At 69.4% G+C, this 15,990-nt stretch carries 17 protein-coding genes; 7 read left to right on the forward strand and 10 right to left on the reverse strand.

The window, feature by feature from the left end; translation table 11 throughout:
• Window positions 1-29: 29 nt before the first annotated feature.
• The 5 genes from LCN96_RS54870 to disA all read left to right on the forward strand — a co-directional run bounded on the left by LCN96_RS54870 (window position 30) and on the right by disA (window position 4,271).
• Window positions 30-728, forward strand: coding sequence for a class I SAM-dependent methyltransferase (locus LCN96_RS54870; protein ID WP_225270302.1), 699 nt, complete (start codon window positions 30-32; stop codon window positions 726-728).
• Window positions 729-770: 42 nt separating this feature from the next.
• Window positions 771-1,139, forward strand: a complete 369-nt coding sequence (locus tag LCN96_RS54875; protein WP_225270303.1) for a MerR family transcriptional regulator — start codon at window positions 771-773, stop codon at window positions 1,137-1,139.
• A 2-nt stretch (window positions 1,140-1,141) separates the two neighbouring features.
• The gene (trxA, locus tag LCN96_RS54880) at window positions 1,142-1,447 is read left to right on the forward strand and encodes a thioredoxin (protein ID WP_221524547.1); all 306 of its coding nucleotides are present in this window, start codon (window positions 1,142-1,144) and stop codon (window positions 1,445-1,447) included.
• Window positions 1,448-1,748: 301 nt separating this feature from the next.
• Entirely contained in the window at window positions 1,749-3,155 is a 1,407-nt protein-coding gene (gene radA, locus LCN96_RS54885) for a DNA repair protein RadA (RefSeq protein WP_225270304.1), read from the forward strand.
• Between the two features lie 39 nt (window positions 3,156-3,194).
• A complete protein-coding gene (gene disA, locus LCN96_RS54890) occupies window positions 3,195-4,271 on the forward strand; it encodes a DNA integrity scanning diadenylate cyclase DisA (RefSeq protein ID WP_225270305.1) in 1,077 nt (358 codons plus the stop codon).
• A gap of 448 nt (window positions 4,272-4,719) precedes the next feature.
• On the opposite strand, the gene LCN96_RS54895 is transcribed toward disA, so the two are convergent.
• Window positions 4,720-5,415, reverse strand: coding sequence for a hypothetical protein (locus tag LCN96_RS54895; RefSeq protein ID WP_225270306.1), 696 nt, complete (start codon window positions 5,413-5,415; stop codon window positions 4,720-4,722).
• A 112-nt stretch (window positions 5,416-5,527) separates the two neighbouring features.
• Here LCN96_RS54895 and LCN96_RS54900 point away from each other — a divergent pair, with 112 nt between their 5' ends.
• Window positions 5,528-6,415, forward strand: a complete 888-nt coding sequence (locus LCN96_RS54900) for an HhH-GPD family protein (RefSeq protein ID WP_225270307.1) — start codon at window positions 5,528-5,530, stop codon at window positions 6,413-6,415.
• A 39-nt stretch (window positions 6,416-6,454) separates the two neighbouring features.
• Here the strand turns inward: LCN96_RS54900 and LCN96_RS54905 are convergent, their stop codons facing one another.
• Genes LCN96_RS54905 through LCN96_RS54915 form a run of 3 tightly spaced genes read right to left on the reverse strand, consistent with a single transcriptional unit; the run spans window position 6,455 to window position 7,736 of the window.
• Window positions 6,455-6,952, reverse strand: coding sequence for a TIR domain-containing protein (locus tag LCN96_RS54905; protein ID WP_225270308.1), 498 nt, complete (start codon window positions 6,950-6,952; stop codon window positions 6,455-6,457).
• A gap of 28 nt (window positions 6,953-6,980) precedes the next feature.
• A complete protein-coding gene (locus LCN96_RS54910) occupies window positions 6,981-7,400 on the reverse strand; it encodes a cupin domain-containing protein (RefSeq protein ID WP_225270309.1) in 420 nt (139 codons plus the stop codon).
• A 12-nt stretch (window positions 7,401-7,412) separates the two neighbouring features.
• The gene (locus LCN96_RS54915; RefSeq protein ID WP_225270310.1) at window positions 7,413-7,736 is read right to left on the reverse strand and encodes a cupin domain-containing protein; all 324 of its coding nucleotides are present in this window, start codon (window positions 7,734-7,736) and stop codon (window positions 7,413-7,415) included.
• Between the two features lie 114 nt (window positions 7,737-7,850).
• On the opposite strand from LCN96_RS54915, the gene LCN96_RS54920 reads away from it, so the two are divergent.
• The gene (locus LCN96_RS54920; RefSeq protein ID WP_225270311.1) at window positions 7,851-8,321 is read left to right on the forward strand and encodes a MarR family winged helix-turn-helix transcriptional regulator; all 471 of its coding nucleotides are present in this window, start codon (window positions 7,851-7,853) and stop codon (window positions 8,319-8,321) included.
• A 93-nt stretch (window positions 8,322-8,414) separates the two neighbouring features.
• On the opposite strand, the gene LCN96_RS54925 is transcribed toward LCN96_RS54920, so the two are convergent.
• The 6 genes from LCN96_RS54925 to LCN96_RS54950 form a co-directional block, all read right to left on the reverse strand.
• Entirely contained in the window at window positions 8,415-9,353 is a 939-nt protein-coding gene (locus tag LCN96_RS54925; RefSeq protein WP_225270312.1) for a sugar phosphate isomerase/epimerase family protein, read from the reverse strand.
• Window positions 9,354-9,839: 486 nt separating this feature from the next.
• Window positions 9,840-10,088, reverse strand: a complete 249-nt coding sequence (locus tag LCN96_RS54930; protein ID WP_225270313.1) for a hypothetical protein — start codon at window positions 10,086-10,088, stop codon at window positions 9,840-9,842.
• Between the two features lie 182 nt (window positions 10,089-10,270).
• Window positions 10,271-12,772 carry an ATP-dependent Clp protease ATP-binding subunit gene (locus LCN96_RS54935; RefSeq protein ID WP_225270314.1) on the reverse strand — a complete coding sequence of 834 codons (2,502 nt, stop codon included), beginning with the start codon at window positions 12,770-12,772 and terminating at the stop codon, window positions 10,271-10,273.
• Window positions 12,773-13,245: 473 nt separating this feature from the next.
• Window positions 13,246-13,698, reverse strand: a complete 453-nt coding sequence (locus tag LCN96_RS54940; RefSeq protein WP_311132161.1) for a Clp protease N-terminal domain-containing protein — start codon at window positions 13,696-13,698, stop codon at window positions 13,246-13,248.
• A 908-nt stretch (window positions 13,699-14,606) separates the two neighbouring features.
• Entirely contained in the window at window positions 14,607-14,939 is a 333-nt protein-coding gene (locus LCN96_RS54945; protein WP_106243615.1) for a histone-like nucleoid-structuring protein Lsr2, read from the reverse strand.
• A gap of 514 nt (window positions 14,940-15,453) precedes the next feature.
• Complete coding sequence (locus tag LCN96_RS54950) at window positions 15,454-15,942, reverse strand: RDD family protein (RefSeq protein WP_225270315.1); 489 nt, start codon at window positions 15,940-15,942, stop codon at window positions 15,454-15,456.
• Between the last annotated feature and the right edge of the window lie 48 nt (window positions 15,943-15,990).

Raw genomic sequence — 15,990 nt, forward strand, 5'->3', positions numbered from 1 at the left:
TCTGGCGCGTCAGCCCCTAGCGTTAGGGCATGACCCGGATAGCGAAAGGTGCGATCCCGAGCCCGAATATCTGGAATACGCCCCAGATCTACGAGCTGGAGAACCGTGCCGTCGATCCCGATGGCGCGGCCGACGCGGCGATGCGCGCCCTGCGCCCCTGGGACGGCGCCACCGTGCTCGACATCGGCTGCGGCACCGGCTACCACCTGCCTGTCCTGGCCGCCGAGGCGTCCCAGGTGATCGGCGTCGAGCCGCACGGCGACCTGGCCGGGCTGGCCCGCCGCCGCTGCGCGGGCCTGCCGAACGTGACCGTGCACGCCGCGACGGCCCAGGAGCTGCCGCTGCCCGACGCGGGGGTGGACGTGGCGATGGCGCGCTGGGCGTACTTCTTCGGGCCCGGCTGCGAGCCGGGGCTGCGCGAGCTGACCCGGGTCGTACGGCGTGGCGGCGCGGCCTTCGTCCTCGATCTGGACGCCACCCGGGGGTCGTTCGGGCGATGGTTCTCCCGGACCGTGCCGACGTACTCGTCCAGAGAGGTCGAGTCCTTCTGGCACCGGCACGGCTGGCAGCGCCGCGAGCTCGACCTGCGCATGGTCTTCCAGCGGCGCGCCGACCTTGAAGCCGTGCTGCGCATCGAGTTCACGCCCCAGGTGGCCGAGCAGGCCATCGCCGAGACGCCCGGCCTGGAGCTGGCCTATCCGAACGTGCTGCGCTGGCGCTACTTCTGAGCCCTTGACCTTGACACTGACGTCAACGTTTACCTTGGTGGCATGCGCATCGGTGAGCTGGCTGAACGCACCGGGGTGAGCACCCGCTCGCTCCGCTACTACGAGCAGCACGGGCTGCTCCGGGCGCGACGCGCCTCGAACGGCTACCGCAGCTACAGCGAGGACGACGTCAGGCTGGTCTCCGAGATCCGGGCCCTGCTCCAGATCGGCTTCACGCTGGAGGAGACCCGCCCGTTCGTCGACTGCCTGCGCCAGGGGCACAGCACGGGCGGTTCCTGCGCCGAGTCGGTCGAGGTCTACGAGCGCAAGCTCAGCGAGATCGACCAGGAGATCCGCGTGCTGCTCGCCCGCCGCGCCGAGGTGGCCGCCCAGCTCGCCCAGTCCTGCCCAGGTTGCTTTGTGAGGGGATGAAGATGATCACGTTGACCACGGACAACTTCGAGGAGCAGGTGCTCAGGAGCGACAAGCCGATCCTGGTGGACTTCTGGGCCGAGTGGTGCGGGCCGTGCCGGATGGTGGCGCCCGTACTGGAGCAGATCGAGGCCGAGCACGGCCTGACGATCGGCAAGCTGAACACCGACGAGAATCCCGAGATCATGGCCCGTTACGGGGTGATGGGCATCCCGACGCTGATCCTGTTCGAGAACGGCGAGCCGGCCAAGCAAGTCGTCGGCGCCAAGCCCAAGCGCATGCTGGTCTCCGAGCTCGGCCTCGCATAACGGCGCCCCGCGCGCCCACCCCGCGCGCCCGCCCCGCACGCCCACCTGTGCGCGCCCACCTCATGCGCACCTACCCCGCGCCCCCACTCCCCGCACCCACCCCCACCTCCGCGCCCGCCGTCCGCGCCGTCCGCGCCTTCCGCGCGGCGGCGGGGCGCAGTGGTCCTGGCTTGGCGACAGCAGCGGTCCTGGCCTGACGACAGCAGCGGTCCTGGCAGCACGGGCGCAGGACAAGACGCACATCCCGCTCCCGTCACGCACGGCTCGAAGATTGTCGGTGGCGCCCGCTAACCTGCACCACATGGCCAAGACTGCCCCGAAGCCCGGATACCGCTGCGCCGAATGCGGGTGGCGCACCACCAAGTGGGTCGGCAGGTGCGGGGAGTGCCAGGCTTGGGGCACGGTCGACGAGGAAGGCGCCAGGGCGGGCGTCAACGTCGTCCAGGCCGGGGCCACCACCGCTCCCGCCCTGCCCATCGGGCAGGTCAGGGCCGAGGTGGCGACCGCCCGCACCACCGGCGTGGCCGAGCTCGACCGGGTGCTGGGCGGCGGGCTGGTGCCCGGCGCGGTGGTGCTGCTGGCGGGCGAGCCCGGCATCGGCAAGTCCACGCTCCTGCTGGAGGCCGCCGCGCGCATCGCCGAGCGCGCGACCGTCCTGTACGTGACGGGCGAGGAGTCCGCGGCCCAGGTGCGCCTGCGGGCCGACCGCATCGGCGCGATCCAGGACCAGCTCTACCTGGCGGCGGAGACCGAGCTGTCGGCGCTGGTGACGCACGTGGAGAAGGTCCAGCCGAGGCTGCTGGTCGTCGACTCCGTCCAGACGATCGGCTCCGCGCAGGCCACCGGCGTGCCCGGCGGGGTGACGCAGGTGCGCGAGGTGGCGGCCAACCTCGTCCGGCTGGCCAAGGAGCGCAACATGGCCACCGTCCTCGTCGGCCACGTCACCAAGGAGGGCTCCATCGCCGGCCCCCGCACGCTGGAGCACCTGGTCGACGTCGTGCTCAACTTCGAGGGCGACCGACACTCCCGGCTGCGCATGGTCCGCGCGATCAAGAACCGGTTCGGCCCCACCGACGAGATCGGCTGCTTCGACCTGCACGAGCGGGGCATCGAGGGCATCACCGACCCCAGCGGCCTGTTCGTCTCCCGGCGCAGCGAGCCGGTCCCCGGCACCTGCGTCACCGTCACGGTCGAGGGCACCCGCCCGCTGCCCGCCGAGGTCCAGGCCCTGGTGGCGCGCACCGAGGCGCAGCAGCCCCGGCGCACCTCGTCGGGGCTCGACACCTACCGCGTCCAGATGGTCCTCGCCGTCCTGGAGCGCCGGCTCAACGCCCGCCTCGGCGGCTGCGACGTGTTCACCGCCACCGTCGGCGGCATCAAGCTGGCCGACCCCGCCGTGGACCTGTCGGTCATGCTCGCCGTCGCCAGCGCCGCCGGCGACAAGCCGCTGCCCGCCGGGCTGGTCGCGCTGGGCGAGGTGGGCCTGGCGGGCGAGCTGCGCCCGGTGAAGGACGTGCGCAGGCGCCTCACGGAGGCGGCCCGCCTGGGCTTCAAGCGCGCCCTCGTGCCGGCCGGCTCGCTGGAGGAGGGCACGGGCAGGCGCGGCGGCCAGCGCTCCCTGGTGCCGGTCGGGCCGGTGGCGTTCGCGCCGGGCTTCGAGGTGGTCCAGGCGGAGAACGTCTGGGACGCTCTCACACACGTCACATAGCGCGGCTAAGCTGAGGTGACCGATCGACACGGGGGTCAGGTGGATAGGAGTCTGGACGACCGCCGTCGCGAAGCCCTGGCCGCGGTAGCGCCGGGCACACCTCTGCGCGACGGCCTGGAGCGGATCCTGCGCGGGCAGACCGGCGGGCTGATCGTGCTGGGCTACAACAGGGTCGTCGAAGAGGTCTGCAGCGGCGGCTTCGAGCTCGACGTCGACTTCTCCGCCACCCGGCTGCGCGAGCTGGCCAAGATGGACGGCGCCATCGTGCTGAGCGACGACCACAAGATCGTCCGTGCCGCCGTGCACCTCGTCCCCGACCCCGCCATCCCCACCGACGAGTCCGGCACCCGCCATCGCACCGCCCAGCGCGTCGCCAGGCAGACCGGCCTGCCGATCATCGCGATCAGCAAGTCGATGCGCATCATCGCCCTCTACCTCGACGGCATCCGCTACGTCCTGGAGGAGTCGGCCGCCATCCTGTCCAAGGCCAACCAGGCCCTGGCCACGCTTGAGCGCTACAAGCACCGCCTCGACGAGGTCTCCGGCACCCTGTCGGCCCTGGAGATCGAAGACCTGGTCACGGTCAGAGACGTCGCCGCCGTGGCGCAGCGCCTGGAGATGGTCCGCCGCATCTCCGACGAGATCAAGGGCTACGTCGTCGAGCTGGGCACGGACGGCCGCCTCCTGTCGTTGCAACTCGACGAGCTGGTCGCCGGCGTGGACTCCGAACGCGAGCTGGTCATCCGCGACTACCTCCCCGCCCCCTCCGGCCGCCGCCAGAAGCGCCTCATGGAGGCCCTGCACGAGCTGGACCAGCTCTCCGGCGCCGACCTCCTCGACCTCTCAGCCGTCGCCCACGTCCTCGGCCACAACGGCACCGACCAGCTCGAAACCCCCGTCTCCCCGCGCGGCTTCCGCCTCCTGGCCAAAGTCCCCCGCCTCCCTGCCACGGTCGTGGACCGACTGGTCAACCACTTCGGCGGCCTGCAAAAACTCCTGGCGGCCAGCATCGACGACCTGCAGGCGGTGGGCGGCGTCGGCGAATCCCGGGCCCGCAGCGTCCGCGAGGGCCTCTCCCGCCTGGCCGAATCCTCCATCCTCGAGCGCTACGTCTAAAAGCAAGGTCTCGCTGATCGCTCGGGCGTTCTTTCGAAACCCAGCCCGCCCCAACCCCAGTTACCGGCTTGGCCGTTGGAAGCCCGCCCCGAATCTAGGGGGCCTCGCCTTCGGCTCGGGCTGTGTTCATCCGGGTCTCGTGGCTGCGCCACGAGACCCGGTGCGAAGGGCTTGCCAGCCCCTCGCGCTCCCCGGACGCAGCACCACGATCTTCGGTCCCAGATACGGAGCACGCCTCACGGGGCATCGCTCAAGGAGCGGACCCGAGGTCGCCGAGCCTGGCAATGGCAAAATACGTTCCCGAACACATTCCGCTCACCGAGGCGGGCGTCGTTGCCATCGCGCTGCAGCCCCCGCAGCTCGCGGCCTTTCTCACCAGCTCTCTCGCCGCCACCGACGATCTCTTACACCGCGCCGACCAGCTGCCGCGACAGCCGAGCAGAACACCTCAACGCAGATGGAAAACACCCTTCTCGGTCCGCATCCTGCCCATCCGCGCCACCGCCACATAAGTCCCCGGCAACGCGTTGGCGGACGGCGAGCGGCAGTCGGAGCTGGAGCGCCGCCGGTCCCACTCCAGCGACCGCACGTACGGCACCCCCCGCTGCAGTTCCTGAACGTCGGTGCCCTCACCGCTCACGCAGTCGGCCGTGGACCAGATGCGGTCGGCGCCCGAGGTGATGCGGATCTCCATGGCCCGTGGCCCCACGTCGGCCTTGCACATCACCGAGCCGGTGTTGACCAGGGTGACGAGGAAGGTGGGGCGGGAGGCGCCGGCGTAGATCTGCTCCTTGCCACCCTGGAGGCTGAGCACCAGGTCCTTCTCCTCGCACGGCTCCCCGGGCCGCTTGGGGCGTTCGGAGGGGGTGGCCTTGGCGCTGGTCGTCGGGGACGGGCTGGCGGTGCCCAGGGCGAGCGTGCGCAGCCCGGCCAGGAGCGGGTCGACGCTCGGCGTGGCCTGGGCGGAGGCGCTGGCGCCCGCGCTCGGTGAGGACTGCGCGCTGGAGCTGCGTTCGGGGCCGCTGCCGCCGCTGGAGCACGCCCACGCCACAACGGCCACCACGACGAGCACGGCCACCAGCACGCTCATCCGGCGCCGCCAGTAGATGTCACCGCCGTCGCCACGCATCGTATCCGGGTCCATACAGCACAGAATGGTGAGCGGGCAACGACAAGGAGTGACGACACGCCGGTGGATGCCATCTCCTGGAACGTCGGCACGCCAAGGGTTGGCATCGCCCCATACCCTTGACGGCGTGGTCGAGCCGAACCTCCTGCACACCGCCGTTCTCGACTGGTACGAGGACAACGCCCGGGATCTGCCGTGGCGGGCGCCCGACGCGACCCCGTGGGGGGTGCTGGTGAGCGAGATCATGCTCCAGCAGACCCCGGTCGTCCGCGTCCTGCCGATCTGGCACGAGTGGATGGAGCGGTGGCCGACCCCCAAGGCGCTGGCCGCCGAGCAGCCCGGCGAGGCCGTACGCCACTGGGGGCGGCTCGGTTACCCGCGGCGGGCGTTGCGCCTGCACGCGTGCGCCCGCGCCATCACCGAGGAGCACGGCGGCCAGGTGCCGTCGGACCACGCGACCCTGCTGGCTCTGCCCGGTATCGGCGAGTACACGGCGGCGGCCGTCGCCAGTTTCGCCTTCGGCGGGCGGCACGCGGTGCTGGACACGAACGTGCGCAGGGTGTTCGCACGGGCGATCAGCGCGGAGGAGTACCCGCCGACCGCCACCTCGGCGGCCGAGCGGCGGCTGGCGGAGAGCCTGCTGCCCGAGCTGGGCGCCGCCCGGTGGGGGGTGGCGGTGATGGAGCTGGGGGCGCTGGTGTGCTCGGCGCGGGCGCCGCGCTGCGCCGACTGCCCGATCACGCACGTGTGCGCGTGGCGGCTGGCGGGCAAGCCGCCGTACGCCGGGCCCGCCCGTAAGGGGCAGACGTACGCGGGCACCGACCGGCAGTGCCGGGGGCGGCTGCTGGCGGTGCTGCGCGAGGCCCACGGGCCGGTGCCGAAGGCGGCGCTGGACGTGGTGTGGGACGACTCCGTGCAGCGTGAGCGCGCGCTGGACGGGCTGGTGGCCGATGGGCTGGCCGAGGCGCTCGACGACGGCACCTACCGCCTGCCCCACTCCTCAGACCAGGGCTGAGCCTCTTACGCCACTGGTGCGCGTGCGGAGGGTGGGCGGTCAGGCGTCGGGGTCGACTTCGGGGTGCGTGAACCGCACGGGCTTGCCCAGCGAGCGGGCGTAGGCGATCTCGGCTCGGGTGCTGTCTCCGATGTGGTCGCCGACCACGAGCACCTCATCAGCGAGCCGGATCTTCGCTCGGTGCAGATCGTCGAGCCGGACCTTCAGCGCCCTGGCCGCGGCAGGATCGGACCAGAGTTCGTGCGGCGACTTCATGTCACAACCCGGCTTGACGACGATCTTTCCGGCTGTGGTCTCCCGCAGATCGGCCTCGGTCATCTCGGCCATGAAGCGGGTGGAGCCGCAGATCACGACGATAGGCGGGAGGCTCAGCCGCTTCTTCGCGTCGGCGAGTTCCTCCTCGGGGGTGAGCGGTTGCGGGTATGACACCGGTTCTCCTGGTGGTGTGGTCCACGAGATGCCTGCGGAGACGAGAACGAGGGTATCCAAGATCGTCTTATCGCGGACGACGTGGACACCCTCGCTGCGGCAGGTCATCGGATCGATGCGAGATCCCCTGAGCCCGCTAACGGACCCAGGGCGGCACGAGCCGCTCGTCGTCCTTCGGGGCCAGGTCGCAGGCGTCCGGCTCCGACACCCCGTCCGGGTTGTAGACCTGCGCCCCGGGCGGCGCGACCACGACGGAGACGAACCCGCGCTCCCCGTCGGCGAACAACTGCCTGCTCACATCCGCGGGCAACACCATCGTGTCCCCCGCCCTCACCTCGTACCGCTCACCACCCAGCTCGACCACGGCGGCCCCGTCGAGCCACGTCCACACCAGCTCGGCGTCGAAGGCGTGCACCGGCCCCACCATGCCGGGCCTGGCCTCCACCCGCCAGACGGCGGCGTGCTCGGCGGCGCCCTGCGTCGGGGAGGCGAGGGTGGTCATGACCCCGTTCGGGGTCTCGATCCTGCGGGAGTCGGCTCCCAGGACCACGGTCATCGACATCTCCTCTCACGCGATCCACGGCGGCACGCCGAACTCGGCGCCGTCGGGGCCGAAGGCTCTGGCGCCGGCCGGTGCGGTGACGACGGCGGTGTAGCCGTGGCCGGGGTCGGCCAGGACCCGCCGTACGGTGCGGGCGGGCATGACCACGGTGTCGCCGGCCGTGACGGTGTACGTACGGCCGCCCAGCTCGACGGTCGCCGCACCGGCCACCCAGCTCCACACCTGCTCGCTGTCGAAGTCGTGCACGGGCCCCTCGGCGCCCGGGCGGGCCTCGACCTTCCACAGGGACCGCGAGGCCCCTCCCTGTGTCGGCGAGGCGAACGTCGTCATGACCCCGCCTGGTGTCTGCGAGCGCCGCGCCTCGGCCTCACGTATGACGGACAACACCATCAACCCCTAAGATAGGCAACTACGTTGTCCATATAGTTAACCAGGTTGTCTATCGTGTCAAGCTACGTCCCCGGCTTCGAGCTTCCGCTGCGCCTGCTGCTCGCGTTCAGGTTGTTGATCGACGAGCTGCACTCCGAGCTGGGCAGGCAGGGTCATCCCGAGCTCAGACCCATGCACGGGTTCGTCATGCAGGCCATCGGCCCCGACGGCACCACGGCCGTCGAGCTGGGCCGGACGCTGGGCGTCTCCAAGCAGGCGGCGGGCAAGACCATCGAGACACTGGAGCGGGCCGGCTACGTCGAGCGCACCACCGACCCGCACGACACCAGGCGCAAGATCGTGCGCCTCACCCCGTACGGCATCGACGCCCTCGACCGCTCAGCCCGCATCTTCGACGCGCTGCGCACCCGCTGGGCAGCCGAGCTGGGCGAGGAGCGGCTGCGCGAGCTGGAAGCCGACCTGCGCAGGATGACGCCCGGCAACCCGTGGCGGCTGGACATGCCCGGCTGGTTCGGCAACCTCTAGGCACGATGGCATGAAGGCCGCCGGGCCGGCTCGGCAACCTCCAGGCACAATGAGGTGAAGGCCGCTCAGGCGATGAGCTGGAGGTGGTCGGGCCTACGCGGCGAGCTGGAGGCCCAGGCTGGTCAGGTTCGTACGCGCCCACGCCAGCTCCTCGGCCAGCATCGACACCAGCGCCCCCGGGCCCTTGGCCCGTCCGGGGACGAGCAGGTTGTGCGTCTCGACCTCGATGTGCGCGCTGCCGCTCACAGCGCCCGACAGCATGGCCGTCAGCGTGTCCTGCAGCACGCCTCCTGTGCCCGGCGTCTCGCCGGTGTGATTGTGCACGTGGCCCAGCTTGACCACGGGCGCCCCGGCCTCGGCCAGGCCCTTCAGCGCCGCACCCGGCTCACCGGCGTCGCAGGCGAGGTGGCAGGCGTCCAGGCACACGCCCAGGTGCTCGGAGTCGATGCCGCACACCCGCTCCAGCGCCTGCTCGGTCGTCTCCAGCACGCAGCCGGGCCACGGCTCGAACCCGACTCTGATCGTCTTGCCGGTCGTGCTGTAGATGCCGCGCAGCTCGCGGGCCAGCCGCTCCAGCCGGCGGGTGGCGATGGAGTGCAGGTCGGCGGGCCAGTCGCGGCGCCAGCCGATGGGGATCGTCGAGATGCTGCCGAACCGCACGTCCTCGGGCAGCAGGAACGCCAGGATCTTGGCCAGCGCCATCGTGTAGCGGTAGCGCTCGGGCTTGGCCCAGTCGGGGCCGGGGACGTCCTGGTTGCGGCCGCCGGTGCCGTTGAGGCTGACGACCTCCAGGCCGCGCTCCTCCAGGGAGCGGCGCAGCCGGACGAGCTCGATCCGGTCGGCGGTGAGATGGTCGGCCACGGTCGGCGACAGCCACAGCCCGATGCCCATCCGCTCGACGCCCAGCTTCTTGCGCACCGGCACCGCGTAGCGGGTCAGGTGCGCGATGAGGTTCTCCAAGTCCTCAGCGGGGTGGACGCCTGCGTTGTAGGCGAGGTGAACGAGCGTTCCGTCATCGTGACGCAGGCGCATCGGTTTCCTCCAGGGCTTGCATTAGTGTTCCCGTCGCCCGCCTCGTACGTGCGAGCCATGTGAGCATGCCTGCCGGGCCACGGCATGCGCGTCCGCCCTGAGTTGACTTCCTGCTACTCCCCAGGGAGCAGGCCCCCAGCTTGGGAGCACGCTCTTGTGGCTCACTTGGATGAGACTTGGCGAAGCTCTACGCAGTGTAGTACTACTCGCGGTGGTGGCATACCCGCTCATCAAACAATTACGCAACGACGGCAACCTTCTCACTTCTCCCCATGTGGGATGTGAGGATCTTCGAAGATGCCGTACCTGCCGTCCATGGCCCCGTCCGGGCCCAATCGGACAAGTTGGTGACCTCGGCCCCATCCGGCACCTCCTGCGGGCTCCCACGGCGGCCTCAGCGCCGCCCCGTCCACAGCTATGACTGGACAGCCCGCCGAAATGTGACACGGCCCGGCCCCTGGAGGGGAGCCGGGCCGCCGGGCGACCTCAGGAGAGCGCGTTCTTGGTGCAGTCCCCCAGGCTCTGCGGGCTGAGGATCTCGACGGGGACCAGCTGGAGGTCGGCACCGCCGCCGCAGATCGGGAGGTTGAGGTTGGTGGTGGAGCTGACGTCCATCGGGCCGACGTTCACCGCCTCGATGGGCGGTTGCACCCCAGCCTGCGCGGCAGGGACGAGCGCGGGGAGAAGCAGGACGACGGCGGCGGCGAGGAGCAGGGCGGCGAGACCACGGAGCAAGCAGCGCATGGGGTGCCTTACGTTGACGATGTTCCTCCTGCGGTGATCCCCGTCTCCAGCCGTCACGTCCCGTCATGGACGGTCACGGAAGGTTGCCCTCACGGCCCGGCCCCGTCACCCTTCCGGCATGCGAGAAGCCCCCGCGCGGGCTAGCGCGCGGGGGCTTCCCGGTGGACCCAGGGTCAGTTCTGGATCGGTGCGGCGATCGCGGCGGCCGAGTCCGGGATCTTCGAGGCGGACTCGCCCTTGAAGATGAACTTGGCGTTGTCGCCTTCGCCCTCGATCGTCACCTTCACGACCTGACCGGGACGGAGCTCGCCGTACAGGATCTTCTCCGACAGCGAGTCCTCCAGCTCGCGCTGGATCGTCCGGCGCAGCGGCCGGGCGCCCATGACGGGGTCGTAGCCGCGGTCGGCGAGCAGCTGCTTGGCCTCGGGCGAGACGTCGAGCCCCATGTCGCGGTCCTTCAGCCTGGCGTCCACCTGGGCGAGCATCAGATCCACGATCTTGATGATCTCGTTCGGCGTGAGCTGGTGGAAGACCACGATGTCGTCGACACGGTTGAGGAACTCGGGCCGGAAGTGCTGCTTGAGCTCCTCCTGGACCTTCGCCTTCATCCGCTCGTAGTTGGACTCGGTGTCGTTGGACTTCGCGAACCCGACCCCGATGCCCTTGGAGATGTCACGGGTGCCGAGGTTGGTGGTCATGATGATGACCGTGTTCTTGAAGTCGACCACGCGGCCCTGGGCGTCGGTCAGGCGACCGTCCTCCAGGATCTGCAGCAGCGAGTTGAAGATGTCGGGGTGGGCCTTCTCGATCTCGTCGAACAGGACCACGGAGAACGGCTTGCGCCGCACCTTCTCGGTGAGCTGGCCGCCCTCCTCGTAGCCGACGTAGCCGGGAGGCGAGCCGAACAGCCTGGAGACGGTGTGCTTCTCCATGAACTCCGACATGTCCAGGCTGATCAGAGCGTCTTCGTCGCCGAAGAGGAACTCCGCCAGAGCCTTGGACAGCTCGGTCTTACCGACGCCGGAGGGGCCGGCGAAGATGAACGAGCCACCGGGACGGCGCGGGTCCTTCAGGCCGGCGCGGGTGCGCCGGATGGAGCGCGACAGGCCCTTGATGGCGTCGTCCTGGCCGATGATCCGCTTGTGGAGCTCGTCCTCCATGCGGAGCAGGCGCTGCGACTCCTCCTCGGTCAGCTTGAAGACCGGGATGCCGGTGGCGGTCGCCAGGACCTCGGCGATGAGCTCCTGAGTGACCTCGGCCACGACGTCCATGTCGCCGGCCTTCCACTCCTTCTCCCGCCGCTCGCGCTTGAGCTGGAGCTGCTTCTCCTGGTCGCGGAGCGCAGCCGCCTTCTCGAAGTCCTGCGCGTCGATCGCGGACTCCTTGTCGCGGCGGACGTTGGCGATCTTCTCGTCGTACTCGCGCAGGTCCGGCGGAGCGGTCATCCGGCGGATGCGCATCCGGGAGCCCGCCTCGTCGATGAGGTCGATCGCCTTGTCGGGCAGGTAGCGGTCGCTGATGTAGCGGTCGGCCAGCTGCGCGGCGGCGACCAGCGCGTCGTCGGTGATGGACACGCGGTGGTGCGCCTCGTAGCGGTCGCGCAGACCCTTGAGGATCTCGATCGTGTGGCTGAGTGAGGGCTCGGCCACCTGGATCGGCTGGAAGCGCCGCTCCAGCGCCGCGTCCTTCTCCAGGTACTTGCGGTACTCGTCGAGCGTGGTCGCGCCGATCGTCTGCAGCTCGCCGCGGGCCAGCATGGGCTTGAGGATGCTGGCGGCGTCGATCGCGCCCTCCGCGGCGCCCGCACCCACGAGCGTGTGCAGCTCGTCGATGAACAGGATGATGTCGCCGCGCGTGCGGATCTCCTTCAGCACCTTCTTCAGGCGCTCCTCGAAGTCACCGCGGTAGCGGGAGCCGGCGACCAGGGCGCCGAGGTCAAGCGTGTAGAGCTGCTTGTCCTTCAGCGTCTCGGGCACCTCGCCCCTGACGATCTTCTGCGACAGGCCCTCGACGACGGCGGTCTTGCCGACGCCGGGCTCGCCGATGAGAACGGGGTTGTTCTTGGTCCTGCGGGACAGGACCTGCATGACCCGCTCGATCTCCTTCTCACGGCCGATGACCGGATCCAGCTTGCCCTCACGGGCGGCCTGGGTCAGGTTACGGCCGAACTGGTCGAGCACCAGGGAGGTCGACGGGGCCGACTCCTGCGGACCGCCCGCCGCGGCCGGCTCCTTGCCCTGGTAACCGTGGAGCAACTGGATGACCTGCTGCCGGACACGGTTGAGATCAGCTCCAAGCTTGACCAGCACCTGGGCCGCCACACCCTCACCCTCGCGGATGAGCCCGAGCAGGATGTGCTCGGTGCCGATGTAGTTGTGACCCAGCTGCAAAGCCTCACGGAGCGACAGCTCGAGGACCTTCTTGGCCCGCGGGGTGAACGGAATGTGCCCCGACGGAGCCGACTGGCCCTGGCCGATGATCTCCTCGACCTGCTGGCGCACACCCTCAAGGCTGATGCCGAGGCTCTCCAGAGCCTTGGCGGCCACGCCCTCACCTTCATGGATCAAACCAAGAAGAATGTGCTCAGTGCCGATGTAGTTGTGGTTGAGCATCCTGGCCTCTTCCTGGGCCAAGACGACAACACGCCTCGCTCGGTCGGTGAACCTCTCGAACATCTCGTCGCTCCTCACAGAGCGGTCAGTCAGGCCGGTAAATCCGGTCCCGTCCTCCCGCATGCTAGCCCTGGCTCGGCGAACCGTGCCCACTGCCGCTGACACGCTCTATAGCAGAGACGTTCCCCGAGAGCAGGGCGTTCACCCTCCATCCAACTACTGTTCGGGGGTGACGTGTTCCCGATACGCCGCAAGCGAACGATGTTTAGGACGCTTAACGGAAGCGCCTGTGAATTGCCCCCGCGGCGCGTACGGACCCACACGGATCGTCCATCGGACGCCTGGCGCGGAGCCGGCGCGGGGATGCCGATTTCGCCCCTGCATCTGAGATGCCGCGTCCGTATCTGTTGCGTAATCATCTTATGTCGCGGTCCGGAGCAAGGCCAAGCGAGCACGCTACGCCCTGAGCACAACACGGCACACACCGCATATCGCCCGCCGCCCCCGCCACGCGCATACGAACCGCATACGCACCGCTAGGGACGGCCGGCCCGGTACTTCTCGACCAGTTCCTCCACGGCCCGCGCGACCCCGGCGGGATCGGCGCCCAGCTTGACCAGGGCCTGGGCCCCGGTGCCCGCGCCCTCGCGGACCAGGCCGAGCAGCAGGTGCTCCGTGCCGATGTAGTCGAGCCCCTTGTCCATGGACTCGCGGTTGGCCAGCTCCAGGGCCTGGTGCGCCCGTGCCGTGAACGGCAGGTGCCCCGTCGGGGGCTGCTCGCCCCGGCCGACGAGCTCCACGATCTGGCGGCGCGCGTCGTCGAGGCCGATGCCGAAGCCCTCCAGCACCTGGGCGGCCACGGCCTCACCCTCGCGGACCAGGCCGAGCAGCAGGTGCTCGGTGCCGATGTGGTGGTGGTCGAGTGCCCTGGCCTCTTCCTGGGACAGGACGACGACGCGCCGGGCTCGGTCGGTGAACTTCTCGAACAACTCGCCGCTCCTCAGTAACAGCCGAATCAGTAGCAGTCGATCGGGCCGGACAATGCGCCCCATCCTTCCGCATCCCGGTGATCGGGCGGCAATTCGCGATCTTGGCGGTGCGCCTGGCCTGGCGGCACGGGGGCGTCCTGTACAGCGGGCGCGTACCCGTACAGACGGTAATCAGAAATCTCACCATTTGGTCAGCCGGGTTACCGGACGGTGGCCCGCACGATAGACGCTCTTCCCTGGCGCGGCGGCGGCGCCGACGGCATTCCGCGGGTCTCCGCGCACTCGCAGGGGCGGCTGAATCGCAATGCCGTACCGGTGCTGAGTGACGGCATTGTGCGTGGATACCGCCAGAACCGGCATTGTGCGTGGGATGCTGGCTCTTGCGGCTTATGCCCCGCTCACTGCATCCGAGGGCGGGTAATCGGGAGCCCGCCACATCCGTTCGGCGATGAGGTTTTCGGCGGCGGCGGGTCAGCCGGGGCCCGGCTTAAGCGTTACAGCGAGTGAAGAGACCGCGGGATTTTCCCCATGGCCCGTTCCATGGGTACGGCATCCGAACCGCTCCGTGCGACGGGCCACAAGCTCCGCGCGAACCGCAATGCCCGCCGCACAAGGCCAATGTGGGCGGCCGACGCCCGGTTCGTACGCGCGAACGTACGTTGAATGGGGCATGGCCGCCACACACGGCATTCGCCTCCGCCGCCATCACATATCCCGGCACCGGCGGTGAAACGGCGCCACGGGCAGAGCGGGGAACACACGCGTCCAAAACGCCCGGATATGGGCGCTCGGGAGATCATCTTCCGGAACGTCCCCCATTCGAGGGCGCCACGGAAACGATCATGCGCTTATGGCGGCCGCCGGGGTCCGAGGCGAGCATCATAAGCGCATGGTCGAGAGCCGGCTCCTCAGTGAGCGGCTTCGTACTTCTCCACGACGGTGGAGGCGATGCGGCCGCGCTCGCTGACCGGCAGGCCGTGAGCCTTGGCCCACTGCCGGATCTCGGAGCTCTTCTCGCGGCTCATCGCACGGTTGCCGCCCCGGCCGCGCCGGCGCGTGGATACGGCGCCCGCCCTGCGCGCATGCTGCACGAAAGGCGTCAGAGCGTCCCTCAGCTTCTTCGCGTTAAGGTCGCTGAGGTCAATCTCATAGGTGGAGCCGTCAATAGCGAAGCTGACCGTCTCATTGGCCTCGCCCCCATCGAGGTCATCGATGAGAATCTCCTGGATCTGCTTGGCCATGTACGCAATCCTTTCGCGGAGCATTGTTTCATTCGCCTGCCCAAACATATACCCGGAAAGGCGTGGAGACAATTCAGCGCTACGGGGATTCGGCTGACTAGCCGATCAGTTCTGGCTCTCGGGCTGATCCTCGCGGTTTCGCCGGCCCCCCAGGGCCTCGGACCGGACCAACTTCACTACGCCAAAGATGAAGGCGCCACCCACCACCACCGGGGGGATGAGCGCTGACAATACGTCTGTAAGGGCTTCCATTCGTCCTCGCCTCCACGGCTAGCGGGGTTTCGGGGGCGCATAAAGCGCTGGGAGCGTGACCACAGGGAGCCCGGCCCCCTCATGACGCCCAGGGCAGCAACCGCCCGCACCCGACCATAGCGCCACACACATGCCCTGCGTGTCGCAGGGGCGCCAACATCCGGCAACCCGGACGCCCCATAGCCTAATGCCAGTCTCTCCAGGCTCCTTACCGGATCAACCGAAAATTTTGCGAAAAGGCATCGCCCCTGGTACCGCAGGCTCAGCGAAGATCTTTTACCACCCGCGTTCCGGCCGCCCTGTCGTGCGGGCCCCGCTCCAGCGGCTTGTCGATCAGGATGAGCAACCCCACCCCGAACAGCAGCATTCCGGCCAGCAGATTGACCACCGGAATGCCCATGAGCATCACCGGCGCGGGATAGACCAGGGTCCGCTTGAGCAGAACCCGGCGCGGCAGGCCGTCCGGCACCAGGCGAATCCTCATGATCGCCTTACCGAACGTCCGTCCGTGCCGGGAATGCGCCCACCAGTCGTAGCCGGCATAAGCCAGCCCGGCGACCAGCCACGCGAGGACCCCCGGCAGCCGCCCGCCGATGACCTCGGCCATGCCGACAGTCCGGAAGAAGCCCCACAGCGCGATGAACAGAATGTAATAGAAGACCCCGAAGACCAGCGCTTCAATCAGCCGCGCACCGAGACGTTCCCACCATTCGGCGGGCAGCACGTCCGTCCGCGGGGCCGTCCCGGCCATAACTGCCACCTCGTGTCGTCGGGGCTCGGGTCGCTAACTAATTCTGGT

The organism is Nonomuraea gerenzanensis, from assembly GCF_020215645.1.
Taxonomy (GTDB): domain Bacteria; phylum Actinomycetota; class Actinomycetes; order Streptosporangiales; family Streptosporangiaceae; genus Nonomuraea; species Nonomuraea gerenzanensis.

Coding starts and splice junctions, on each gene's coding strand:
- LCN96_RS54875 (WP_225270303.1), top strand. CDS start 771: ATGCGCATCGGTGAGCTGGCTGAACGCACCGGGGTGAGCACCCGCTCG.
- LCN96_RS54935 (WP_225270314.1), bottom strand. CDS start 12,772: ATGTTCGAGAGGTTCACCGACCGAGCGAGGCGTGTTGTCGTCTTGGCC.
- LCN96_RS54925 (WP_225270312.1), bottom strand. CDS start 9,353: ATGCGCCTGCGTCACGATGACGGAACGCTCGTTCACCTCGCCTACAAC.
- LCN96_RS54870 (WP_225270302.1), top strand. CDS start 30: ATGACCCGGATAGCGAAAGGTGCGATCCCGAGCCCGAATATCTGGAAT.
- LCN96_RS54895 (WP_225270306.1), bottom strand. CDS start 5,415: ATGGACCCGGATACGATGCGTGGCGACGGCGGTGACATCTACTGGCGG.
- radA (WP_225270304.1), top strand. CDS start 1,749: ATGGCCAAGACTGCCCCGAAGCCCGGATACCGCTGCGCCGAATGCGGG.
- LCN96_RS54950 (WP_225270315.1), bottom strand. CDS start 15,942: ATGGCCGGGACGGCCCCGCGGACGGACGTGCTGCCCGCCGAATGGTGG.
- LCN96_RS54905 (WP_225270308.1), bottom strand. CDS start 6,952: ATGACCTGCCGCAGCGAGGGTGTCCACGTCGTCCGCGATAAGACGATC.
- LCN96_RS54910 (WP_225270309.1), bottom strand. CDS start 7,400: ATGACCGTGGTCCTGGGAGCCGACTCCCGCAGGATCGAGACCCCGAAC.
- LCN96_RS54945 (WP_106243615.1), bottom strand. CDS start 14,939: ATGGCCAAGCAGATCCAGGAGATTCTCATCGATGACCTCGATGGGGGC.
- LCN96_RS54915 (WP_225270310.1), bottom strand. CDS start 7,736: ATGACGACGTTCGCCTCGCCGACACAGGGAGGGGCCTCGCGGTCCCTG.
- trxA (WP_221524547.1), top strand. CDS start 1,142: ATGATCACGTTGACCACGGACAACTTCGAGGAGCAGGTGCTCAGGAGC.